Origin of the sequence: Kaistia defluvii, from assembly GCF_026343955.1 — a bacterium.
GTDB classification, from domain to species: Bacteria; Pseudomonadota; Alphaproteobacteria; order Rhizobiales; family Kaistiaceae; genus Kaistia; species Kaistia defluvii.
In genome coordinates this window covers 96793-120170 of record NZ_JAPKNI010000007.1, presented here as the reverse complement: position 1 = coordinate 120170, position 23378 = coordinate 96793, and the positions used below count along the sequence as shown (strand labels likewise).

Here is a 23378-nt window from a genome sequence, read left to right as displayed (position 1 = left end):
GCATGTTCACGGGCATCATCACCGACGTCGGCAAGGTCGCGGCGGTCGAGCGGCGCAACGACGTCAACAAGATCACCATCGACAGCCGCTATGACGCGGCCTCGATCGCCATCGGTGCGTCGATCGCCTGCGCCGGCGTCTGCCTGACGGTGATCTCGATCGATCCGCAGCCGAACGGGCGCACCTTCTTTGACGTCGAGGCTGCGCCGGAAACCCTGGCGCTGACCGAGGTCGGCAACTGGCAGGCGGGCGAGATGATCAACCTGGAACGGGCGCTGAAGATTGGTGACGAACTCGGCGGCCATATGGTCTCCGGCCATGTCGACGGCCTCGCGAACATCGTCAACCGCGAGGATCTGGGGGAAACGACCCGCTTCGTCTTCGAGGCGCCGCCAAGCCTGGCCCGCTTCATCGCCACCAAGGGGTCGGTCGCGCTCGACGGGACCTCGCTGACGGTCAACTGGGTCGAGGGCAATCAGTTTTCGGTTCTGCTGATCCCGCATACGCTGAGCCCGGATGTCACGACCTGGGGCGCGCGCAAGATCGGCGACCGGGTGCATCTCGAAGTCGACCAGATGGCGCGCTATGTGGCACGGCTGACGGAAGCCGCGTAAGCTGGAAGTTCAAACGGCAGGGTCACGCGGCCACGCCACGCCAAAGCGGCGCGCCAAGTTCTCGGCAAGGCGGCGAGGGCAGCGGCTGCGGCGTCTTTTCCCTTTACACAGCATGGACCCGCGTGGTTCACCTGCCGCCCGTTCCTATCCGGGTGACCGGTCAAAGTGAGAGCCTCAACATGAGCGAATCGGCCCCCCATCTCCTCGTCATCGACGCCCGTTTCTATGACGAGATCTCGGACGAGCTTTTCAATGGCGCCAAGATCGCCATCGAGGCTGCCGGCGCGACTTTCGATCGCGTTTCGGTGCCCGGCGTGCTCGAGATCCCGGCGGCCCTTTCGATGGCGCTTGCCGCGATGGATGAGGACGAGGTCAGCTATGACGGCTTCGTGGTGCTCGGCTGCGTGATCCGCGGCGAGACCTCGCATTACGACATCGTCGCCAACGAGTCGGCCCGCGCCATCATGGACATGGCCGTGATCGAGTCGCTGGCGATCGGCAATGGCATCCTGACCGTCGAGAATGATGCGCAGGCCTATGCCCGCGCCCGCGTCAGCGAGAAGAACAAGGGCGGCGCCGCCGCCGAGGCCGCGCTCGCCATGGTCGCCCTTCGCAGCAAATTCGGCCTCTGATCATGACCACCGCTGACAAAGCCCCGCCGACGCCGCGGATGTTCCGTCCGGCCAACCAGCGGGGGGCGGCCCGGCTCGCGGCCGTACAGGCGCTCTACCAGCTTGATGTCGGCGGCGCGGCCCTGACGGAAGTCGTTGCCGAATTCGAGAATTATCGCCTCGGCAAGGAAGTCGATGGCGACCAGTATCGCGATGCCGACGCCGCTTTCTTCCGTGACGTCATCGCCGGCGTCGTGCGCGAGCAGCGCAACCTCGACCCGGCGATTCATGTCTCGCTGACCTCGGACTGGCCGCTGAAGCGCATCGACGTGACGCTCCGCGCCATCCTGCGCTGCGGCGCGTACGAACTGATGGGCCGCAAGGACGTGCCGGCGCGCGTCGTCATCACCGAATATGTCGACATCGCCCGCGCCTTTTTCGGCGTCGGTGACGAGCCGCGCATGGTCAATGGCGTCCTCGACACGGTGGCCCGCAGGTTGCGTGCCGACGAGTTCAGCGACGAGCCGCAAGACGACAAGGGCTGAGCATGCCGGAGCGGGGGGGACGTCCCGGCGAGTTCGGCATGATAGCCCGCTATCTCCGCCCGCTGGCGGATGATCCCGGTGCTTTCGGCCTGACCGATGACGCGGCGCTGCTGCGTCCGGAGCCCGGTTTTGACCTCGTCCTGACCAAGGACATGGTCGCGGCAGGGGTTCACTTCTTTCCCGACGATCCGCCCGGATCGATCGCCCGCAAGGCGCTTCGGGTCAATTTTTCCGACCTTGCCGCCAAGGGCGCGACGCCGATCGGCTATCTGCTCGGGCTGGCGCTGCCCGCCGACTGGACGGAAGACTGGATGGCCGGCTTTTCGGCGGGTCTCGCCGAAGACCAGCTGCGCTACGGCGTTCCGCTGCTCGGCGGCGACACGGTCAAATCCCCGGACGGGTTGATGCTCTCCGTCACCGCGCTTGGCCAGGTGCCGGCAGGCAGCATCGTCCGTCGTGCCGGGGCGGCGCCTGGCGATGTCATCGTCGTGTCCGGCACGATTGGCGACGCGGCGCTCGGCCTGCGGCTGCGGCTGGGCACGCTCGATGGCAGCGCGGCGGGCGAGGGGGCTTCCCACCTGCTCGACCGCTACCTGCATCCCCAACCCCGCCTCGGGCTCGCGGAAGCCGTCCGCAGCTTCGCTTCTGCTTCGCTGGATATTTCGGACGGGCTGATCGGCGACCTCGGCCATATCACCCGCACCTCGGGCGTCTCGGCCGTGGTCGAGGCGGCGCGCGTGCCGCTTTCCGATGCCGCGCGGGCGCTGATCGCGACCGATCCGACGGCGTTCGCCAGCGTCGTCACCGGCGGCGACGACTATGAAATCCTGACCACCATGCCGGAAGCGCGGTTTGCCGCCTACCAGGCTGCCGCCGACCGCGCCGGCATTCCGGTGGCGGTGATCGGTCGCGTGATCGAGGGGCAGGGGCCGCCGGTCCTGACCGACGCGCAAGGGAACATCATTTCGCTCGGACGGTCTTCGCACGATCATTTCTGATCGCCATCCACTTTTCTGCTAGACGATTTTGCCTCGACACAGCGCTGCCGATTCCGGACGGGCGCAGGAGAGCGCTCGTGGATACCCAGAATTCCATCGAACTGGATCGTCAGGTCCGCCGCAACGCCGTCGTGCTGATGGCGGCCAATGCGGTCAACGCGTCCATCCTTCCCATCGCGGTGACGCTGGGCGGCCTTGCCGGCTTCTACCTGCTCGGGGCCGACAAGTCGCTGGCGACGTTGCCGGTCACCGCCTCCACCGTGGGCGCGGCGCTGACGACCATTCCCGCCGCCATCCTGATGACCCGGATCGGCCGACGCAAGGGGTTCGTGCTGGGCGCCGCGCCCGCCATTCTGGGCGGCCTGCTGGCGGTGTTCGCGCTGATGCAGGGCTCGTTCTGGCTTTTCGTCGCCTCGCTCTTCCTGGTCGGCATGTCGGGCGCCTTCAACCAGCAATATCGTTTCGCCGCGATCGACGCCGGCAGCCCGGCGGTGCGCACCAAGGCGATGTCACTGGTGATGGCCGGCGGCATGTTCTCCGGCATCATCGGCCCGCAGACGGTGATCTTCACCAATGACTGGCTGAGCCCGATTATGTTTGCCGGCAGCTTCCTCGCGGCGGCGATCCTGGGCTGTATCGGCCTGCTGATCGCGAGCCTGTTGCGGGATGTCGCGCCGCCGCCGGCGCATGCGGCAAGGCTGCTGAATGCATCGGGAGGACGGCCGCTTGCCGTGATTGCGCGCCAGCCTCGCTTCATCGCGGCAGTTCTTTGCGCGATCTCGTCCTACGCGCTGATGAGCCTCGTCATGACGGCGGCGCCGCTCGCCATGATCGGTTGCGGCCTGACCCAGAGCGACGCCGCATTGGGCATCCAGTGGCATGTTCTGGCCATGTACGGACCGAGCTTTTTCACCGGCAAGCTGATTGTTCGATTCGGCAAGGACCGAATCGTCATCGCCGGCATGGCGCTACTGGTCGCCTGCGCTGTCGTCGGCATCTCCGGGATCACGCTGGCGCATTTCTGGATCACGCTGATCCTGCTCGGCTTCGGCTGGAACTTCGGCTTCATCGGCGCCACGGCAATGCTGGCGGAAACCTATCGTCCCGAGGAGCGGGGCAAGGTACAGGGTCTGAATGATTTCCTTGTCTTAGGTTCGGCGGCTACGGCATCGCTGCTCTCCGGCAAGCTGATCGGCGGACCCGGCTGGGCCTTCATCAACATGATCGTCTTCCCGGTTGTGATGTTGAGCCTCGCTGCCCTCGCCTGGTCGTTCTGGCAGCGTAAAGCGGCCGGCAGGGAGAAAGCTTGACCGCGTCGTAAAGCCGTTCTCAACTCGCTTTACGGGGGGAAAAGCTGGGAGGAACGCTGCTCTTTCCCGCCGCACGGTTCAGCCGGCGCGGCGTCCTCGGACGGCCGTAAGAAACGGGCCGGCCAGAGGAGGAATGTGGACGTGATCTATCTCATAATTCTATGTGCGTTGCTTGCGCTCGCCTATGGCGTGTGGGCGACCCGTTCGGTCCTCGCGGCCGATGCCGGCTCTGCCAGAATGCAGGAAATCGCCGCTGCGGTGCGTGAGGGCGCCAGCGCCTATCTGCGGCGGCAATACATGACCATCGCCATCGTCGGCGTGGTGATCTTCGTCATCGTCGCCTGGCTGCTGTCGCTGACCGTCGCGATCGGTTTCGCGATCGGCGCCGTTCTTTCCGGCCTCGCCGGCTTCATCGGCATGAACGTGTCCGTTCGCGCCAATGTCCGCACCGCGCAGGCGGCGACCAAGAGCCTGGCCGAGGGGCTCGAGATCGCCTTCAAGTCCGGCGCCATCACCGGCATGCTGGTGGCGGGCCTCGCGCTGCTGGGCGTCGCTGGCTACTACTTCATCCTCACCCGCATCATCGGCCATGCGCCGGATGACCGTATCGTCATCAATGCGCTCGTCTCGCTCGGCTTCGGCGCCTCGCTGATCTCGATCTTCGCCCGCCTCGGCGGCGGCATCTTCACGAAGGGCGCGGATGTCGGCGGCGATCTGGTCGGCAAGGTGGAGGCCGGCATCCCGGAGGACGATCCGCGCAACCCGGCCACCATCGCCGACAATGTCGGCGACAATGTCGGCGATTGCGCCGGCATGGCGGCCGACCTGTTCGAAACCTACGTCGTGACCGTGGTGGCGACGATGGTGCTGGCGGCGATCTTCTTCGCGGCCTCGCCGATCTTCGGCAACATCATGCTCTATCCGCTCGGGATCGGAGCCGTGTGCATCCTAACCTCGATCGCCGGCACCTTCTTCGTCAAGCTCGGCGCCAACCAGTCGATCATGGGCGCGCTCTACAAGGGATTCATCGCCTCGGCGCTGTTGTCGATCATCGGCCTGGCGATCGCGACCCAGCTGCTGATCGGCTGGGGCGAGATCGGCACCGCGGCGGGCTTCACCATCACCGGCACCCGCCTGTTCCTGTGCGGTCTCGTCGGCCTCGCGGTCACCGGACTGATCGTCTGGATCACCGAATACTATACCGGCATCGGCTATCGTCCGGTCCGGTCGATCTCCCAGGCCTCGGTGACCGGCCACGGCACCAATGTGATCCAGGGTCTCGCCGTCTCGCTCGAATCGACGGCGCTTCCGACGCTCGTCATCGTCGCCGGCATTATCTCGACCTATTCGCTGGCGGGCCTGTTCGGCACCGCCGTCGCGGTCTCGACCATGCTGGGGCTGGCCGGCATGGTAGTGGCGCTCGATGCCTTCGGCCCCGTCACCGACAATGCCGGCGGCATCGCGGAAATGGCGGGCCTGCCCAAGGAAGTCCGCAAGTCCACCGATGCGCTCGACGCGGTCGGTAACACCACCAAGGCGGTTACCAAGGGCTATGCCATCGGTTCGGCCGGCCTCGGCGCGCTCGTCCTGTTCGCCGCCTACAACTACGACCTCACCTATTTCATCACCGAGGCGAACAAGGAGGGGTCGACCGCCTTCCAGTACTTCAAGGGCGTCATTCCGGACTTCACCCTCTCCAACCCCTATGTCGTGGTCGGATTGCTGCTGGGCGGCCTGATTCCCTACATCTTCGGCGGCATCACCATGACCGCCGTGGGACGCGCCGCCGGCGCCATCGTCGAGGAGGTGCGCCGCCAGTTCCGCGACAAGCCCGGCATCATGGCCGGTACGGAGAAGCCGGACTACGGCCGCGCCGTCGATATCCTGACCAAGGCAGCGATCAAGGAAATGGTTGTTCCCTCGCTGTTGCCGGTGCTGGCGCCGATCGTCGTCTATTTCCTGATCTACTGGATCGCCGGAAAGAGCGAGGCCTTCTCGACCGTCGGCGCCATGCTGCTCGGCGTCATCGTGACGGGCCTGTTCGTTGCCATCTCGATGACCTCCGGCGGCGGCGCCTGGGACAATGCCAAGAAATCGTTCGAGGACGGCTTCGTCGATGCGAACGGGCAGACCCACTACAAGGGGTCGGACGCGCACAAGGCCTCGGTGACGGGCGACACCGTCGGCGACCCCTACAAGGACACGGCCGGTCCGGCCGTCAACCCTGCGATCAAGATCACGAACATCGTGGCCTTGCTGCTGCTGGCGGTCCTCGCGCAATAGGGCGGGCTCGCCTACCCAAAGAAAAGGCCCTCTCCGCGATGCGGGGAGGGCCTCTTGATTCGTTTCGCCGGAGCGGCTCGGTGTTAGCCGCCGAACGGATTGGCGCCCATGCCGACGGTTCCGGTGAGGACCTGCTCGAGGAAGCCCTGGTCCTTGCCGCCGGTCGGCGTCGTCTGGCTGACGTAATCGAAGATCTTGCCGTCCTGGATGCCGTAATTGGCGACCTTTTCGACTTCGTTCTTCTTGTTGAAATAGATAGCCAGGATCTTCTGGTCGACGACCTTGCGGTTCATGAAGGCGACCGGACGCTTGCGGGTCTGGCTGATGTAATAATAGACCTCGCCGTCATATTCCGCGGAAGTCGACGGCGATCCGAGCACGATCTGGACCTGTTCGCGACTGGCGCCAACCGGCACCTGCTCGATTGCGTTGCGCGGCGGGACGTAGCCGGACTGGTACGTCTCGTTCAGGCCGCCAAGCCCGCCGGCGCCGCTTGCAATCTTCGTGCACGCGCCCAGCGAAACGATCGCAACCGCCGCCAGCATGCCAACGCTGGCGCGCCGCACGATGGGGCTGACTGCCAAGCGCCGATCTCTCATGCTGAACTCCATTCCATTCTCCTCGCCCAGTCACTGGGTTGGCATTCTCCCTAGCCTGCGCTAGGGCTCGTGGCAATCATCCTTGCAAGGGCAACGGGCAGCACCATCTCTGGCAGGAGAGCGCTGTCCCCATGCCCAAGCTGACCAACCAGATTTGGAGATCGGTCGAATGTTCCGCCGCCTGTTCACTCGCAATCGCAGGAACGAGGCCATAGCATATTCGCTTTACGGCGCCATCGTGGCGCAGGCACGGCAACCTGCGCTCTATACCGAATTCGCCGTGCCGGATACGCTGGATGGCCGTTTCGACATGATCGTCCTGCATGGGTTCCTGCTGTTCCATCGCCTCAAGGACGAGAGCGCCGAGGACCGGCAGGTCGGCCAGGATGTGTTCGACATCTTCCTCAAGGACATGGACGGTACGCTGCGCGAGATGGGCGTCGGCGATATTTCCGTGCCGAAGAAGCTGAAGAAGATGGCCGAAGCCTTCTTCGGCCGGATTCGCGCCTATGACGAGGCGCTGCTCTCCGGCGAGCGGGCCAAGCTCGTCGATGCGATCGAGCGCAACGTGTTTCCGGACGGTGCCCCGGCTGGCGTGGGCGAGCGCATCGCCGGTTATGTCGAAGCAGCCGTCGTCGCGCTCGCGGCGCAGCCGCTGCCGGTGATTCTTTCGGGCAAACTCGACTATTCCCCCCTTCCCAAACCCTCCGCGGCGGCATGATGACTGAGCTTTCCCTGACCCGAAACATCGACGTCTCGCATCTCGGCAATGCCGGGGTGAAGCAGCACATCGTGGCCAGCGCGGCCGAGCGCCAAAGCCTGCAGACGGCGTTCGACCTGCTCGGACTGGTGTCGCTGGAAGCCGACGTCGAGCTGAAGCCCTGGGGGCCGAAAGGCGTCAAGGTGGATGGGCGCCTGCGCGCCGAGGTGGTTCAGGCCTGCGTCGTGACGCTGCAGCCGGTGCCGGCGCATATCGATCATCGATTCTCCCTGAGCTTCCTTCCGCCAGACGCCATTGCCGAGGATCCCAGGACGGTCGCCGAGGCCGAAGTCATCGTCATCTACGATGAGGAAGATCCGCCGGAGCCGCTGGAAGGCCACTCCATCGATTTCGGGCCGATCCTGGCCGAGCAACTGGCGCTGGCGCTCGATCCCTATCCGCGGGCTCCCGGTGCGAGCCTGCAGGATCCGGTGGAAGAGGGCGCGGAAAACGCCGCGTCGCCCTTCGCCGCCCTGTCGAAGCTGCGCGACAAATGATAGCAAAGGGCCATGAATCGGCCACACCGTGATTGAAAGGCTGTTGTCTCACCGGCCGAAACAGTTATTTTCCAGCGCCGTCGTCGCCGGGCCTTCGCTCTGAGCGGCCGCGTCGAACAGGGGCGGAATGGTTCAAGCGATTAGAATAGCGATCGACGCGATGGGCGGCGACAACGGCCCCGCGACAGTGCTCGCGGGCGCCGACATTGCCCTCGTTCGTCGTCCCGAGCTGCGCTATCAGCTCTTCGGTGAGGAGAAGGCGGTCCTTCCGCTTCTCGAATCCTACCCACGTGTGAAGGCCGCCTCGACCTTCACCCATTGCGACGTCACCGTTCAGATGGATGACAAGCCCAGCCAGGCCCTGCGCAAGGGCCGCTGGAAATCGTCCATGTGGCGGGCGCTGGAAGCCGTGAAGAAGGGCGAGGCCGACGCCGCGCTCTCCGCCGGCAATACCGGCGCGCTGATGGCGATGTCGAAATTCTGCCTGCGCACCATGGCCGGAATCGAGCGCCCTGCGCTCGCGGCCATCTGGCCGACCCTGCGCGGCGAAAGCGTCGTGCTCGACGTGGGCGCGACCATCAATGCCGATGCGCAGCAGCTGATCGATTTCGCCATGATGGGCGGCGCGATGGCGCGGGCGCTTCTCGATGTCGAGAAGCCGACCGTCGGCCTGCTCAATATCGGCGTCGAAGAAATGAAGGGCCTCGAGGAGGTCCGAGTCGCCGGACAGCTCCTGCGCGAGGCCGACCTCAAGCACCTGCGCTACATGGGCTTCGTCGAGGGCGATGATATTGGCAAGGGCACGGTCGACGTCGTCGTCACCGAGGCTTTCGCCGGCAACATCGCGCTGAAGACGGCGGAAGGCACGGCGCGCCAGATCTCGACGCATCTGCGCGACGCGATGAGCCGAACCCTCATGGGCAAGATCGGCTACCTGTTCGCCAAGGGGGCGTTCCAGCAGCTTCGCCAGAAGCTCGATCCGCGTGCCTCGAACGGCGCCGTCCTGCTCGGCCTGAACGGCATCGTCATCAAGAGCCATGGCGGCACTGACGGCGTCGGTTTCGCCAACGCGATCGAAGTCGGCTACAGCATGGCCAAGAACGACTTCCTGTCCAAAATCAATCAGGATCTCTCCGACTACCATCGCGCCGGTTTCGCGCGGGGTGTGGCAGCGATCGTCGATGAAGGTGTGATGTGAGTTTCATCCGTTCGGTCGTCCTCGGCTGCGGCAGCTATTTGCCCGAGAAGACCCTGACCAACGCCCAGCTGTCGGAAATGGTGGAAACGTCGGATGACTGGATCGTCCAGCGCACCGGCATCCGCGAACGCCACATCGCTGCGGAAGGGGAGCTGACGTCGGATCTGGCGACGGCCGCGGCCACGCTGGCGCTTGCCGACGCCGGCCTGACGATCGGCGAGATCGACATGATCATCGTCGCCACCGCCACGCCGGACGACACCTTTCCCGCGACCGCTGTCACCGTCCAGCGCAAGCTGGGCATGGAGCATGGCGCCGCATTCGACATGCAGGCGGTCTGCTCCGGCTTCGTCTTTGCGCTCTCGACGGCCGACGCGTTCATCCGCGCCAGCCAGGCCAAGCGCATCCTCGTGATCGGCGCCGAAACCTTCTCGCGCATCCTCGACTGGACCGACCGCACCACCTGCGTCCTGTTCGGCGACGGCGCCGGCGCGGTCATTCTCGGGGCTTCCGTCCAGGATGGCACGCGTGAGGATCGCGGTGTGCTGACGACGCATCTGCGCTCCGACGGCCGCCATCGCGAGAAGCTCTATGTCGACGGCGGCCCGTCCTCGACGGGCACGGTCGGTCATCTGCGCATGGAGGGCCGCGAGGTCTTCAAGCATGCCGTCGGCATGATCACCGACGTGATCGAGGATGCGTTCCGGGCCACCGGCTATGGCGCCGAGGATATCGACTGGTTCGTGCCCCACCAGGCCAACCTGCGCATCATCGACGGCAGTGCCAAGAAGCTCGGCATCGAGAGCGAAAAGGTCGTGCGCACGGTTTCGCTGCACGGCAACACCTCCGCCGCCTCCATCCCGCTCGCCCTTTCGGTCGCGCGCGACGATGGCCGCATCAAACGCGGCGACCTGATCCTGCTCGAAGCCATGGGTGGCGGCTTCACCTGGGGTTCCGCCCTGCTTCGTTGGTAGGAATCTGCCAGAGATGCCCGCACCTTAGGATCAAGGACGTTGACCGGTCCCTGCTCTGGCAATAGGCTTGCCTGCGGGGAAGTGACGTTGGGTCGCCAAGCATAACATCGGGAAACGAGACCATGTCAGGCAAGACTGTCACGCGCGCCGACCTTTGTGAGGCGGTGTATCAGAAGCTGGGATTGTCGCGAACGGAATCCGCCGATCTGGTCGAGTCGGTTCTGGACGAGATCAGCGCGTGTATTGTCCGTGGCGAATCTGTCAAACTGTCGTCATTCGGGTCTTTTCTGGTCCGCTCCAAGGGGGAGCGGGTCGGGCGCAATCCGAAGACGGGCGAAGAAGTTCCAATCGCGCCGCGCCGCGTGATGGTCTTCAAGCCCAGCAATGTCCTCAAGCAGAGGATCAACGGCTCACTCGTCCCGAACGGGCATGACACATCCGAGGATGAGTGATCCCGCAGTCGGACGAAGCGGGCGCCGAAGCGTGAGAGTTGATGTCCAAGGGTCCTGACGCGTTCCGGACGATCAGTGAGGTGGCCGAGGAACTCGACCTGCCGCAGCATGTCCTGCGGTTTTGGGAGACCCGGTTCACGCAGATCAAGCCGATGAAGCGCGGTGGTGGCCGTCGCTACTATCGCCCCGACGATATCGACCTGCTGCGTGGCATCCGGCGGCTGCTCTATGGCGAGGGCTATACCATCAAGGGTGTGCAGCGGATCCTGAAGGAACAGGGGCCGCGCCACGTGATCGCGGCCGGGCAGGGCATGGGTCTCGATCCCGCGCCTGATGGCGACGCGCCCGACGATTTCGGCGCCGACAACGCCCAGGAACCCGACTACGAGCCCGCCGCCGATCTCGACGATTTCGACGACGCTCCGGAACCCGGCGACCACGGCCGGCGCGAGCCGATGTTCGGTGCGCGGCCCGATTCGGCGCCCGAACGCCACCATGCCGCCCCCGCCATCCGCATCGCCGGCGAAAGGCCGCTGCCGCAGGAGCCATCCTTCCACGCCAGGTCGCATTCAGAGCCCGCGCCACCTCAGCATTCCCGCATTCCGGCCGCGCCGCCCGATCTGCCGTCCTCGGCCGAGGATTATTTGCCGCCCTTGGTCGCCGACCTGCCGTCGCCGCCCGAACGCGGGTCAGGTTCCGCGCGGGCGGAGTCGCCCTATGCGCCGCCGCAGGCATCGAGCCGGCGCGAGCCGCAGCTTGCCCAGCATCGGCCGCATGGCGGCCGCGACGACTATCCGGAGCCGGAATCCGAGATGAAGGTCGCCACGGCGGCCCCGTCAGCCGGCACGGTCGAACGGCACGCCGTATCCCCGTCCGCACCCGCCGGTCTCGGCCATGGCGATCGCGAGCGGCTGAAGGCGACGCTGATGGAACTGCTGGAGTGCAAGCGCATTCTCGACAACGTGCGCTAGGCAGGGCTCGCTGGGCAGGAGGCCACTCGCTTTTTTGGCCCCGATGCAATCCATCCACTGGAAATGCACCTGGACAGAGCGCCCGGGGCGAATAGCCGGTGACAAGTCCGCGCGAACCGTGCTAACAGCGGCGCATCGGCAGTCGACCAGAGACTGACCGGCGCGGTTCACGCCGCTGCGAGGGCCAAGGCCCTTGAAGGATAAGCGGATTTTCGGATCCGATGGTTACGGAGCGTAGCGCAGCCTGGTAGCGCACTTGTCTGGGGGACAAGGGGTCGCAGGTTCAAATCCTGCCGTTCCGACCAACCACTTAGTCCAATTTTTCGGATGCCTCTGACGTACTGTTTCGGGACCGGTTAGCGACCTCTGCAGTTCAGCGATCCGCGACTGCGGTGCATCAACAGCGCTCGTGAGATGGTTCGCGATAGTCCGGTGCTCATGCCCGGCTGTGAGCGGGAAGCCTGGGATGATGTGTCATCTGGCTGCATCGCGAAGTCTTCAACGTTGCAAGTGTTGTCTGCCATCACCTCTCCGATAGCCTGGGCGCATCGTTTCGGACCGAGAGCTGCAGCGCTGCCGCCGTCGTTCCGACAACGATCAGGGATAGCCAGCCGACCGAGTAGCCGCCGCTGAACTGGTAGCTCAGCCCGCCGAGCCAGGCGCCAAGAAATGCCCCTACCTGATGACTGAGAAACATCACGCCGAACAAGGCCCCGAAGTTGGCCGGGCCGAACAGGCCGTTGATGAGCCCGCTGACGGGAGGAACGACGCTCAACCACAAGAAGCCCATGGCGGCAGCGAAGAGCAGGGTCGTCTCGACGCTGACGGGAACAATGAGAAACGCGGCAATGGCGATCGTGCGCAACGAGTATATCAACGCGAGCACCGGGCCATTTCCCCAACGCCGGCACAGATAGCCTGCGACGAGCGTGCCCCCCGCGTTGCAAAGACCGATCAGGGCCAGCGCGTTCGCCCCGACCGAAGGCGGCAGTCCGCAGAGCGCGATGTAGTTTGGCAGGTGCGTCGCGATAAAGATCAACTGGAATCCGCAGGCGAAGAAAGCCAGCGTCGTGATGATGAAGCTGCGATTGGCAAGAGCCTCGGCGATAGCGCGGCGCGCGTCGGGCTGGGGCGCGCCTTCCCTTCCCGTTGCCTGGATCTCACCACGCCGAAACAGCATGGCGATTCCGACCATCGATGCCGCGAGAAGCGCCATGCCGCCGAGCGCGGCCTGCCACGTCCAGTTGTCGATCATAGCCTGTGCCGTCGGTGCGACGATGAATGTCCCGAGCGAACCGACCGCCGCGACGATGGATATGGCGGTCGCTCGAACCGACGGTGCGGCAAGGCGGGATATGATGCCGACCAGAACACCGTGGGAGGTTGCTGCCACCGCAAATCCGATCAAGAGACCGCCGCCGAGATAGAGCCCGACCGGGCCGCCCGAAGAGGTTATGTAAAGGCCTGCGCCATAGAGGACAGCGGCAGCGGCAACAACGAGACGTCCGCCGAATCGGTCGCATATCGCCCCAATGAAGGGCTGACCGATGCCCCATGCGAGGTTCTGTACCGCCATGGCGAACCCGAACGTCGCTACCGTGATGCCGGTGCCACGCACCATCGGTTCCATGAACAGGCCGAGACTCTGCCGGAGCCCCATGGAAAGCGACAGGATCAGACCTGCTGCCCCAAGCGATATCAAAAGGGTTGGTGTCCAGGGCCCGGTGGCTGACTTCGACATCGACGCGCTCCTCCTTGAGAGGCCGCCGACGTTAAGGTCGTATCGAAGAATGGGTACTCACTAGTCGGTATACATGGGTTCCCCGGCTGGCCCTGTAGGCTGTGAAGCCCGCCTCAGATGCCCGGCATCTCCGGAAGCGAGTGTGGCCGCGGCCTCGCCTGCGGCTACTGCATAAGACACGTCCCCATGAATCAACATCTGCGCGATGGCGCCTTCGATCAGGAGCGCGACCTGTCGCGCCAGCCTCTGCGGCTCGGCCATCCCGCCGCTTCGGAACTCCTGTTCCAACCACGCTTCGAACCGACGCTTGTGTTTCGCCGCCATCTGCACGGCCGGATGGCCCGGCTGTCCCGCCAGTTCGACCGCTGCACGGGTGAAGCCGCAGCCCCGCCATCTCGGTTTTCCGGCATGGTCGGCCAGGGCGGCGAACATCATCACGATGCGCTCCGGCATGGACAGGGCAGGCCTTCCCAACCAGCCGCGATAGCGCTCGACCGTTGACCTGTCCCGCATCTCAAGATACGCGGCGATCAGCGCATCCTTGCTGTAGAAGTGGTAGTAGAGCGTGCGCTTCGTCACGCCCGCGCGTTCGGCAATCGCATCGACGCTGACGCTGCGCAGCCCGTGTTCGTAGAACAGTGTCTCAGCTGCCTCAACAATTCTGGTGCGTGTCTCTTGTGTCATTCAGGATATCGGCTTCCCAGGTGTTGCAAGTCCACGGCCCATCATACGCAATCATCCATTCGCTTCGACCGGCAAACGATACGGCTCTTGTCAGCCGCGGCCGGCAGAGCCAGTATTTTGTGCGGGCTGAGAGCATTTCCCGGAGTCTGGACCATCATGACCCTCCTGAGCTCGGTATCGCTTTTTCTTGTCATGGTGGCTCTTGCCGCCCTGCCCAGTTCGAGCGTCGCTCTGGTCGTGATCAGGTCGGCCACCCATGGAACACGACAGGGAATCGCCGCCGCCATCGGCATTGCCGTGGGGGATCTGATCTTCGTCGCCCTGGCGGTTGTCGGGCTGGCCGCCATAGCCGAGGCGATGGGCGCATTCTTTGCGATCCTCCGCTACGCAGCGGCAGCCTATCTCGTCTGGTTCGGGCTGAGCCTGATCCGCAGTGCCTCGCCCGCATTGTACCGACCGCAGCCGGACGAAACTGCCGGAGACATGTGGATCAGTTTCGCGGCGGGCATTGGACTGACGCTCGGGGATGTGAAGGCCATCCTGTTCTACGCAGCACTGTTTCCAGTCCTGGTCGATCTATCCGCCGTGACGATTGTCGACATCGCTGCGATCTCGGCGATCACAGTGGTCGCTGTCGCGGGCGTGAAGATTGCCTACGCCATGGCCGCTGGACGGATCGCACTCGCTTCGAAGGAATGGCGCTTCCGCCATGCAGCCCGACGCGTGGCCGGCGGCGCGATGATCGCGGCGGGCGGCGTGCTCGCATTCAAGTCGTAAGCCCGGCGCGGCGCGCACCACCGGTCGCTCGGCAGTTTGGTACCGGCGCAGGTACCGGAGCCGCCACGCCGCGCAATGCGTCCGCATCCTGACAGACGATCGAGCTGGCCACCTCACAGCGGTGTTTCCGCACTCTGCAGCGGCCCCGACCGACCTTGCCTCGCAACGGATACGCGGTCCAAGGTGAATGACAGGCAGGGGCCGGATGAGCAAATATTGGGCCCGGCTTCTATTCAGATGCACCTTATGACGGCATCACATCTACATCGGATCGACCTTGGGTCGGCATCCGTCGCTGGCGCAGAACAGCGGACTCGACATATTCCTTGTGGCGGCGGCTGCTTCTTCCTAGAGTGAATCATAATTGAGTCAGAATCGCGGATTATGAGTTTCATCATGTCTATGATGATTCGTTTTTTTGTTGCCAGGCTGTCCGGGAAAACGCGCGATTTCTCCCGGAGTGGCATTTTGTCGAGCTGAATACCGCGCAGTTCTTCCACTCCGGGACCCCAGATCGTCGATTTGCGGCCAATGTCTCGTGCAGTGCACGTAGCCGGAGCCTTTCATGTTCGAGTTTTCGTTCTTCCTGACCTCCCATGCGACCGCGACGTCTTGGCGGCACCTGATCATGCGCGCCAACTCGGGGGCTTCCTCGCCGGTACAGGCGCGTCCCGGAGGTCTGTCCTGATGGATGAGCTGATCCTGGAGCGGCCCTCCCGGCGCCGGACCCCGATCGAAGACGGCGATTCCTTCCAGCAGTTCGGCGCGCTGCCGTGGCGCCGCAACAAGCATGGCGACATCCGCGTGCTGCTCGTCACGTCGCGTGAGCGCGGCCGCTGGCTGTTCCCCAAGGGCTGGCTTGCCGAAGGACGAACGGCGCCCGAGAGCGCTGCCACGGAAGCCTTCGAGGAGGCCGGCGTGATCGGCGACGTCGATGAACGTGTGCTGGGGTCCTACAATTACGAAAAGATCCTTCGCGACCAGTCGACCGTCGACTGCATCGTCACGATGTTCGCGCTGCGCGTCCGCGGCACGCTGCTGCAATGGCGCGAGCGCGGCGAACGCAAGCGCCGGTGGTGCAATCTCAGCGAAGCGATCGACCTGGTTTCGGATGAGGGACTCGGCCGATTGCTGCGCGAGGTCCAGGCGGATGGCCGGCTGCTCGGCCATGCCGACGGACAGCCCAGGCGCTGAGAGGGCCGGCAGCTACTCGTCGGGCCGGATGCGCTCTGCAAGCTCCAGCCGGATCGCCTTGCCGCGATGGGCGCCAAGTTCGGCGTCGCCAAGACCTATGCCGACTACAACTACCTGCTTGCCGATCCCGAGATCGACGCAGTGTCGATCTGCACGATGTGGGACCAGCATGTCGGCCCCGCCGTCGCGGCGCTGAAGGCGGGTAAGCACGTCTTCCTGGAGAAGCCGATCGCCTCGACGGTCGAGGAAGCGGGCGCGCATGTCTTCGTGGAGAAACCGATGGCGATCTCGGCCGCCGACGCCGAGCGCGTCGTCGAAGTCGCCAAGCGGACCAATCGCAAGCTGGTGATCGGCTATATCCTTCGCCAGCACCCGAGCTGGATCAAGTTCATCGAGATCGCGCGCGAACTCGGCACGCCGCTGGTGTTCCGCATGAATCTGAACCAGCAGTCGAATGGCGAGACCTGGGAGTGGCACAAGCGGCTGATGCAGAGCTTCCCGCCGATCGTCGATTGCGGCGTGCACTATGTCGACGTGATGTGCCAGATGACCTCGGCCAAGCCGGTGCGCGTGCACGCCATTGGCGCACGGCTGACGGACGAAGTGCCGATCAACAATTACGGCCAGTTGCAGGTGATGTTCGAGGATGGCTCGGTCGGCTGGTACGAGGCCGGCTGGGGGCCGATGGTTTCGGAGCAGGCCTTCTTCGTGAAGGACGTGTTCGGCCCGAAGGGCTCGGCCTCGATCGTCATGGCCGAGAACAATGCGGGCGTGAAGTCGGACGACATCAACGCCCACACCAAGACCAGCCAGATCCTTCGCCACTATGCCGACATGAGCAGGCCGGACGAGCGCATCGACGTCTCCGACGAGCCGGATCACAATGCCTTGTGCGAGCGCGAGCAGCTTTATCTGTTGAAGGCGATCGAGGAGGACCTCGACCTGACGGATCACATGAACGATGGCGTGAAAAGCCTGAAGATCGTGCTGGCCGCCGACGAGTCGATCCAGACCCACCAGGTGGTCACGCTCTAGCGGACTGGCGTGACGTGGCTCAGGTGGCGCGCGGCAGTGCAACCGGGCCGAAAATGAGCGGCGGCGGTTGTGGCCGCAGCCGCTCCATGCGCCGCGTCTTCCATTCCAGCGCATAGATGCCCCAGAGCAGGCCATAGATCAGGAAGACGTGCCGCCAGTGGTCGTTGTCGATGACGTTGTGGATCATCAGATGGCCCAGATAGACGGCATAGACGCCCTGGATGAATGGCGTCCAGGGCCGGTTCCGGAACACCAGCGGCGTCGCGATCGCCAGCGTCCAGATCACGAGAGCGATGTAGGAGAAGCCGCCGAGCCAGCCATAGGCGGTGAAGCCCTTCAGCCACATATTGTGCTCGTCCTCGCCCATCATCTTGCCGAATTCGAACGGGCCGAGGCCGAGTGGTTTCTCCTGGATCATGAAGAAGCCGATGATGTGCCGCTCGAAGCGGCCGAGCCGGCCGCCGTCATATTCCTGCACCAGCTTGAACCGCTGGGCGAATAGGTCCTGCACCACCGGGATCGACAGGAGCAGCGCGAGCAGCAGCGCCACGACCAGGATGCCGCCGGCGATATAGGCGAGCATGCGCAGGCGATGGCCCTGGCGCGGCTCGGTCAGGAAGGCGAGCAGCGTCACCAGCAATAGCGCAAAGATCGCCAGGCCCCAGGCGGCGCGCGAGAAGGACAGGAAGATGCCGGCCAGCAGGATCAAGATGCCGGCCATGCGCCAGAAGGAGTTCTTCAGCCGGTCGGTCAGGACCGCCCGGGTCAGCACGACCAGGGGCAGGACGAGATAGGGCCCGAAAACGTTCGGATCCTTGAACACCCCCTTGGCGCGATCATAGAGCGTGAACAGGTGCGCATAGGGGATCAGGCCGAAATAGGCGAGGATGCCGATCAGCGAGCACAGGATCGCGGCCGCGATGTAGCTCTTCTCGATCGTGCGCAATCGCCTTTCGGTATCGACCTGGATGACTGCGGCGAAGAAGATCGACGAGATGATCAGAAACGCCGTCGTCGCCATGTAGATCGACGGGTTCACGAACACCTTGAGCTGGGTGAAGGAGAGCAGGCCGCCGGCCTGGTAGGCGAGCATCAGCGTGATCATCGGCAGCATCGGCCGGCTGAGCTTCAGCCCGAGAAAGGCCCAGATCACGACGACGATGCAAAGCAGCAGGTCGGACGGGGCCGGCTCATAGAGGACGAAGCCGCTCAGGAAGACGAGGCTGCCGATGGTCGCATTGGCGACCATGCCCGCCGGAATCGCGCTCGGCCTCGTCACGACGCGCATCAATAGGCGTTCTCGGCGTTGATCAGCGAGAAGGGCGTCATCATCAGGATGTAGAGATCGAACGGGACCGACCAGCGTTCGATATACTGCAGGTCGAATTCGACGCGGCGACGGATCTTCTCCGGCGTATCGACTTCGCCGCGCCAGCCATTGATCTGCGCCCAGCCGGTGACGCCGGGCTTGACCTTGTGACGGGCGAAGTAGCCATCGACCACCTGGTCCCAGAGCCGGTTCTCGGTATGCGCGTTGACCGCGTGCGGTCGGGGGCCGACCAGCGAGAGTTCGCCGCGGAGCACGTTCACCAACTGCGGCAGCTCGTCGATCGAGGTGCGGCGGATGAAGCGTCCGATCGGCGTCACGCGCGGGTCGCCCTTGGTGACGGCGATCTTGGCCGAAGGGTCGCGCATGTGATGGTACATCGAACGGAACTTGAGAACATCGATGACCTCGTTGTTGAAGCCGTAGCGCTGCTGACGGAACAGCACCGGTCCGGGGCTGCCCAGGCGGATCAGGATGGCCGTGATCAGCATGACGGGCGACAGGAGGATCAGCGCGATGGTCGCGAAGACGATGTCGAAGATGCGCTTGAGCAGCGAGTTCCAGCCGGCGATCGGTCGATCGAACAGGTCGATCAGCGGGACTGGGCCAAGATAGGAGTAGGACCTCGGCGTGAAGCGCAGCTTGGTGCCCAGGGCCGAGATGCGGATGTCGACCGGAAGAACCCAGAGCTGCTTCAGCAGTTGCAGGACGCGACCTTCCGCGCTCATCGGCAAGGTCACGATCAGCAGGTCGATGCGGGCGAGGCGGGCGAACTCCACAAGTTCCGAGACCGTGCCGAGCTTGGGCACTCCCGCAACCTCTTCCGGCGAGCGATCGTCGCTCCGGTCGTCGAACAGGCCGCAGATGCGGACATCGGTGGAACTCGGGTCGCCAAGTGCCGCCAGCAGTTCCGCCGCCAGTTCGCCACCACCGACGATGACGGCACGGCGTTCCAATCGCCCTTCCTTGGTCCAGCGCTCGACCAGGGCGGAAACCGTGACCCGCTCCAGGATGAAGAACGCAGCACCGGTCAGGAACAGGATGCCGAGCCAGGCTCGCCGGCCATCGGTCTCCAACTGGAAGAAGAAGCTGCCGGCCGCGACGATGGCGATGGTGAGGCCCCAGCCAATCAGGATACGCGAGAGAATCGGCAGGTAATCGCGAAGCGCCGCCACGGCATAGCCGCCGATCCAGCGAATGCCGAGGATGGCGATCGCCGGCGCGGCGATAACCAGCATGGTCTCGCCCCAGCCAAGCGAAGCGATGCCCGGAGAGGACAGGAACCACGACAGCACGCCGATGACGAGCAGGGCAACGGCCTCGATGACCTGGATCGCGCCGGCCAGAAGGCGTGGCGATATCGCCTCTGTGGAGAGACTGTCGGCGACCGCGAGTGCGTGGTCGTTCAAGGAACCGCGCATCGCATTCCGGGCGAGGCGCAGTTGAGGATCGAACGTCATGACCTGGCCAAATTATCTATGCTGCCAGCAGAGTAGCGGTCGAGCGCTAACAAACCTTTGCCGCGAAGTGCCGCATCGCCAATCGACGAAGGCTGAGCTTCGGGCTAAGGGGGCTGGAGAGACATGCCGCTCGACGGCGTCAGCGAAACGGGATGCGGCGATGAAGGACTATCCGGACACCAACCAGCTCGCCGACGGCGCCGGCTTCTATCGCGAGGTGGCGCCGCCGATAGCCCTGAGGGATCATTTCCGATGCGTCTGGATCCATCGCGCGGCCACCACCTCGGACGGCCCCGTCGATGTTGTTCCGGATGGCTGCATCGACCTCGTCTGGCGGGACGGGCGGCTGCTCGTCGCCGGTCCGGACATCACCGTTGCCAGGCCCGTCCTGGCGGCGGGCTCCATCGTCCTGGGAGCCCGCTTTCGCGCGGGCGCGGCGGCGCGCTGGCTCGGCCTGCCCATGTCGGAACTGGTTGGGCGCTCGGTCGATCTCGCCGACATCTGGAGCGTCCGCCGCTTGGGTGAAATTGTCGAGCCGATGGCCGATGCCGTATCGACCGGCCAGACGGCTCGGGCCTTGCTGGCCGGACTGCGTGCCTTGTCGCCTTCGGTCGCGGCCCCGGACCCCGTCGCGGAGCGGATGTTCGCTTGGCTGGGCGAGGGGCTGGGTACTGCGGAACCGATCGCGGTGCTGCGCGAGCGCCTCGACATCAGCGAGCGAACCCTCCTGCGGCGTAGCCGCGAGCACTTTGGCTACGGCCCGAAGATGCTCGACCGGATTCTTCGGTTCCAGCGCTTCCAGGCGATGGCCCGCCGATCGCCGCCCGCGAGCCTTGCCGCGCTGGCGGTCGAGGCGGGATTTGCCGATCAGGCCCACCTCAGCCGTGAGGTCCAGTCCCTTTGCGGCATGTCGGCCGGGGCGTTCCTGCGCCAGCTTTCCCGGTGATTGGCGGTTTTGTCCAAGACGCGGCGCCGTCCCGTCGGTCAGAAGGATTCACGTTCCAAGCACGGGAGAATGAAACATGGGAATACGCGGCAAGGATCGACAGATCGACAACATCGAATTCGCCGTGGGTGACATCGCTCGCTCCAGGGCCTTCTACGGCGAGGTTTTCGGCTGGACCTTCACCGAGTTCGGTCCGGCCTATTGCGAATTCACAGATGGCCGGCTGACAGGCGGCTTCACGCCCGGAACGCCCCGGCCGGGTGGGCCGCTGATCATCCTCTACGCCGACGATCTTGCGGAGACGCAGAGGCGCATCGAAGCCGGAGGGGCGCGCATCACCACGCCGACATTCGATTTTCCCGGTGGCAGCCGATTCCACTTCACCGATCTGGATGGCTACGAACTGGCCGTGTGGACCGAGCGCTAAAGCGAGTCGCTTCGCACGAAACCAAGCCGCCGTCGCAACGGCTTCAGGCGTCGCGCGCGAACTAGAGCCGTGGCCTCCGGCTGCCGGATGCCTCCGGGTGCCGGGGGCGGCAATCGCCATAGAGCGCACCGACGACTGCGGTCATATGCTGGATTGAAAAGCGGGGGTGGACGATCTCGCGCAACCTTTCCGCCTCCGCCTTCGCACGGGACGGCTCCTCGAGAAGCGCCCCCATGGCTTCGGCGAGCGCGGCAATGTCGCCGGGAGCGACCAGGCGATGCTGCTCGGCGGCAAAGATCTCCGGAATGCCGCCGACCCGCGTCGCGACGAGGGGGCAGGCCGCCGCGGCGGCCTCCAGCACGACATAGGGCATCGATTCTGCCCGCGACGGCACGACGACGATCCTCGCCATGCCGAAGGCGGTACGCGTCGCCATGGCCGGATGGAAGCGGGTCGTCGCCGCCAGGCCAAGGCGTTGGACGCGCGCCTGGTAACGCGCCTTCTCAGGCCCATCGCCGACGATCTCGGCTGTCGGCGCGATGCCGCGCCAATCGCGCAGCCGTGCCAGGGCGTCAATGAAAACGTCGGTCCCCTTCAGGTCGCGCATCATGCCGATATAGAGAAAATCGACCGCCTCTGGCCGGGTCACGACGGGTTCGAACTCCTCCTCGCGGATGCCGTTGGGGACGATCCGCCAGGGCTTGCGGGGAGGGCCGACCTTCTCGCCATAGGCGCGCGCCTCGTAATCGCTGACGAAGATGAGCGCGTCGGTCATCGTCTCGAGCAGGCGCTCGATGCGGAAGAACAGCCGGCCCGAGCGCGTCGCCGCGTCGTAGTGCAGGCTTCCGCCATGCGGACAGTAGATGCGAGCCACGCTGGAACCAAAGACCCGCAAGAGCGTGCCGATACCGCGCCCATACACGCCGCCCTTGGCGCCATGCGTATGCAGGATATCGGGATTGAGCGCCTTGATGCGGCGGAACAGCCGCAGGAAGGCGAGGAGATCGGAAGGCGAAACGTGACGCTTCATCGGCGTCCGGTGCAGCCCGAGTTCGAGGTGCGGCAGCAAGGCCTGGATCAGTTCTTCCTCGCGCGCGCCACCCGTGGAGGAGTCGCAGACGATGCCGACGCTGTGCCCCTCGGCGGCCTGGGCCTCGGCGAGGTCGCGGACGTGTCGGAAGATGCCGCCGACCGGCGATCGGAAGCAGTGGACGATCCTGAGCTTGGCGCCCCCGCGCGCATGAGAATCGTCCGGCTGCTCGGTCATTTGGTTCAGAAGAAGCGCTCGCGCACGTTGACGGTGTCGCCGGGGAAGATCGGCTGCGTCGGCAATAGCCGGATAGTGGTGACTTTTCCGTTGACCTGGCGCGTTACATCGACGTCTGCGCGCTGGGCGCGTGGCGTGAAGCCACCGGCGATCGCGACCGCCGTCTGGGCCGTCATGCCATTCACATAGGGATACTGGCCGGCGCTGGTGACCTCGCCCATGATGAAGAAAGGCCGATAGCGATCGACTTCAACGGATACATCCGGATTTCGGACGAAGCCCTTGCGCAGCTTGGCGGCGATGTCGCCTTCCATTTCCTGCGTGCTGCGGCCGCGGGCCGCCACCGCGCCGATCAGCGGCATCGAAATGTAGCCGGCCTGATCGATCGTGTAGCTGTTGGTAAGATCTGCCTGGCCGAAGACGACGACACGCAGGCGATCGCCGCTGTCGAGGCGATAGGGAGCAATCAGCGCCTTGTAGGTCGCAGGATCCTGGGGCGGGTAGGGGCTGGCGCAGCCGCCGAGCAAGGCAGCGCCAATAAGGGTCGCTACGAAAAGAAAGAATCGCATCTGTATGGCGTCCGGCTGGCAAGAGAATCTGTAACCGGACTGTCGTCGGTCATGGTTAATGCCACGTAAAGTCTGGCGCCAATCGAGCCATCCTCCTCCGGTGTCTTAACTGCATCGCGGCCGGAGTTAACGCGGTGGT

General features: G+C 64.8%; 22 protein-coding genes, 1 tRNA gene and 2 pseudogenes. 18 read left to right on the top strand and 7 right to left on the bottom strand.

The features are described 5' to 3' along the window. Positions 1-2 precede the first annotated feature (2 nt). The 6 genes from OSH10_RS17725 to OSH10_RS17700 all read left to right on the top strand — a co-directional run bounded on the left by OSH10_RS17725 (position 3) and on the right by OSH10_RS17700 (position 6361). Positions 3-614: a riboflavin synthase gene (locus OSH10_RS17725; RefSeq protein ID WP_266333274.1), complete on the top strand. Its 612-nt coding sequence runs from the start codon at positions 3-5 to the stop codon at positions 612-614. 179 nt (positions 615-793) lie between these two features. Continuing rightward, positions 794-1246, top strand: a complete 453-nt coding sequence (gene ribH, locus OSH10_RS17720; RefSeq protein WP_266333273.1) for a 6,7-dimethyl-8-ribityllumazine synthase — start codon at positions 794-796, stop codon at positions 1244-1246. A gap of 2 nt (positions 1247-1248) precedes the next feature. Further along, positions 1249-1770 carry a transcription antitermination factor NusB gene (gene nusB, locus OSH10_RS17715; RefSeq protein WP_266333272.1) on the top strand — a complete coding sequence of 174 codons (522 nt, stop codon included), beginning with the start codon at positions 1249-1251 and terminating at the stop codon, positions 1768-1770. Between the two features lie 38 nt (positions 1771-1808). Then, positions 1809-2768: a thiamine-phosphate kinase gene (gene thiL, locus OSH10_RS17710; RefSeq protein ID WP_266333271.1), complete on the top strand. Its 960-nt coding sequence runs from the start codon at positions 1809-1811 to the stop codon at positions 2766-2768. A 77-nt stretch (positions 2769-2845) separates the two neighbouring features. Beyond that, a complete protein-coding gene (locus OSH10_RS17705) occupies positions 2846-4078 on the top strand; it encodes an MFS transporter (RefSeq protein ID WP_266333270.1) in 1233 nt (410 codons plus the stop codon). Positions 4079-4213: 135 nt separating this feature from the next. Further along, the gene (locus OSH10_RS17700) at positions 4214-6361 is read left to right on the top strand and encodes a sodium-translocating pyrophosphatase (RefSeq protein ID WP_266333269.1); all 2148 of its coding nucleotides are present in this window, start codon (positions 4214-4216) and stop codon (positions 6359-6361) included. 83 nt (positions 6362-6444) lie between these two features. Here OSH10_RS17700 and OSH10_RS17695 read toward each other — a convergent pair whose 3' ends face one another. Further along, positions 6445-6945, bottom strand: a complete 501-nt coding sequence (locus OSH10_RS17695; protein ID WP_407660727.1) for an outer membrane protein assembly factor BamE — start codon at positions 6943-6945, stop codon at positions 6445-6447. 184 nt (positions 6946-7129) lie between these two features. Here OSH10_RS17695 and OSH10_RS17690 point away from each other — a divergent pair, with 184 nt between their 5' ends. The 7 genes and pseudogenes from OSH10_RS17690 (at position 7130) to OSH10_RS17660 (ending at position 12117) form a co-directional block, all read left to right on the top strand. Next, complete coding sequence (locus OSH10_RS17690; protein ID WP_266333268.1) at positions 7130-7681, top strand: ubiquinol-cytochrome C chaperone family protein; 552 nt, start codon at positions 7130-7132, stop codon at positions 7679-7681. Then, on the top strand, positions 7681-8217 hold the full coding sequence (locus OSH10_RS17685; protein ID WP_266333267.1) for a YceD family protein: 537 nt from the start codon (positions 7681-7683) through the stop codon (positions 8215-8217). Before OSH10_RS17690 ends, OSH10_RS17685 begins: the two co-directional genes overlap by 1 nt. A gap of 127 nt (positions 8218-8344) precedes the next feature. After that, entirely contained in the window at positions 8345-9415 is a 1071-nt protein-coding gene (gene plsX, locus OSH10_RS17680) for a phosphate acyltransferase PlsX (protein WP_266333266.1), read from the top strand. Then, positions 9412-10389, top strand: coding sequence for a beta-ketoacyl-ACP synthase III (locus tag OSH10_RS17675; RefSeq protein WP_266333265.1), 978 nt, complete (start codon positions 9412-9414; stop codon positions 10387-10389). Before plsX ends, OSH10_RS17675 begins: the two co-directional genes overlap by 4 nt. A gap of 122 nt (positions 10390-10511) precedes the next feature. Then, the gene (locus tag OSH10_RS17670; RefSeq protein ID WP_266333264.1) at positions 10512-10841 is read left to right on the top strand and encodes an integration host factor subunit alpha; all 330 of its coding nucleotides are present in this window, start codon (positions 10512-10514) and stop codon (positions 10839-10841) included. Positions 10842-10882: 41 nt separating this feature from the next. After that, positions 10883-11123 (top strand): annotated as a pseudogene (locus tag OSH10_RS17665) (MerR family transcriptional regulator); the annotation flags it as partial. Positions 11124-12040: 917 nt separating this feature from the next. Further along, positions 12041-12117 (top strand) — tRNA-Pro (locus OSH10_RS17660). A 218-nt stretch (positions 12118-12335) separates the two neighbouring features. On the opposite strand, the gene OSH10_RS17655 is transcribed toward OSH10_RS17660, so the two are convergent. Then, on the bottom strand, positions 12336-13553 hold the full coding sequence (locus tag OSH10_RS17655; protein WP_266333263.1) for an MFS transporter: 1218 nt from the start codon (positions 13551-13553) through the stop codon (positions 12336-12338). A 60-nt stretch (positions 13554-13613) separates the two neighbouring features. Continuing rightward, positions 13614-14237 (bottom strand): TetR/AcrR family transcriptional regulator, encoded by a 624-nt coding sequence (locus tag OSH10_RS17650; protein WP_266333262.1) that lies wholly within the window; start codon positions 14235-14237, stop codon positions 13614-13616. An 87-nt stretch (positions 14238-14324) separates the two neighbouring features. Here OSH10_RS17650 and OSH10_RS17645 point away from each other — a divergent pair, with 87 nt between their 5' ends. From OSH10_RS17645 to OSH10_RS17635, 3 genes and pseudogenes are all read left to right on the top strand, one after another. Continuing rightward, positions 14325-15014 carry a LysE family translocator gene (locus OSH10_RS17645; protein WP_266333261.1) on the top strand — a complete coding sequence of 230 codons (690 nt, stop codon included), beginning with the start codon at positions 14325-14327 and terminating at the stop codon, positions 15012-15014. 687 nt (positions 15015-15701) lie between these two features. Further along, a complete protein-coding gene (locus OSH10_RS17640) occupies positions 15702-16208 on the top strand; it encodes an NUDIX hydrolase (RefSeq protein WP_266333259.1) in 507 nt (168 codons plus the stop codon). 45 nt (positions 16209-16253) lie between these two features. Next, positions 16254-17243 (top strand): annotated as a pseudogene (locus OSH10_RS17635) (Gfo/Idh/MocA family protein); the annotation flags it as partial. 19 nt (positions 17244-17262) lie between these two features. Here the strand turns inward: OSH10_RS17635 and OSH10_RS17630 are convergent. Both OSH10_RS17630 and OSH10_RS17625 read right to left on the bottom strand, forming a co-directional pair. Beyond that, complete coding sequence (locus OSH10_RS17630; RefSeq protein ID WP_266333258.1) at positions 17263-18522, bottom strand: O-antigen ligase family protein; 1260 nt, start codon at positions 18520-18522, stop codon at positions 17263-17265. A gap of 8 nt (positions 18523-18530) precedes the next feature. Continuing rightward, positions 18531-20030: an undecaprenyl-phosphate glucose phosphotransferase gene (locus OSH10_RS17625; protein ID WP_266333257.1), complete on the bottom strand. Its 1500-nt coding sequence runs from the start codon at positions 20028-20030 to the stop codon at positions 18531-18533. 160 nt (positions 20031-20190) lie between these two features. Here OSH10_RS17625 and OSH10_RS17620 point away from each other — a divergent pair, with 160 nt between their 5' ends. Next, entirely contained in the window at positions 20191-20976 is a 786-nt protein-coding gene (locus tag OSH10_RS17620; protein WP_266333255.1) for an AraC family transcriptional regulator, read from the top strand. Positions 20977-21052: 76 nt separating this feature from the next. Continuing rightward, positions 21053-21403, top strand: a complete 351-nt coding sequence (locus tag OSH10_RS17615; RefSeq protein WP_266333254.1) for a VOC family protein — start codon at positions 21053-21055, stop codon at positions 21401-21403. 61 nt (positions 21404-21464) lie between these two features. On the opposite strand, the gene OSH10_RS17610 is transcribed toward OSH10_RS17615, so the two are convergent. Together OSH10_RS17610 and OSH10_RS17605 are read right to left on the bottom strand one after the other, a co-directional pair. After that, positions 21465-22670, bottom strand: coding sequence for a glycosyltransferase family 4 protein (locus tag OSH10_RS17610; RefSeq protein WP_266333252.1), 1206 nt, complete (start codon positions 22668-22670; stop codon positions 21465-21467). A 5-nt stretch (positions 22671-22675) separates the two neighbouring features. Further along, positions 22676-23239, bottom strand: coding sequence for a polysaccharide biosynthesis/export family protein (locus OSH10_RS17605; protein WP_266333251.1), 564 nt, complete (start codon positions 23237-23239; stop codon positions 22676-22678). Positions 23240-23378 lie beyond the last annotated feature (139 nt).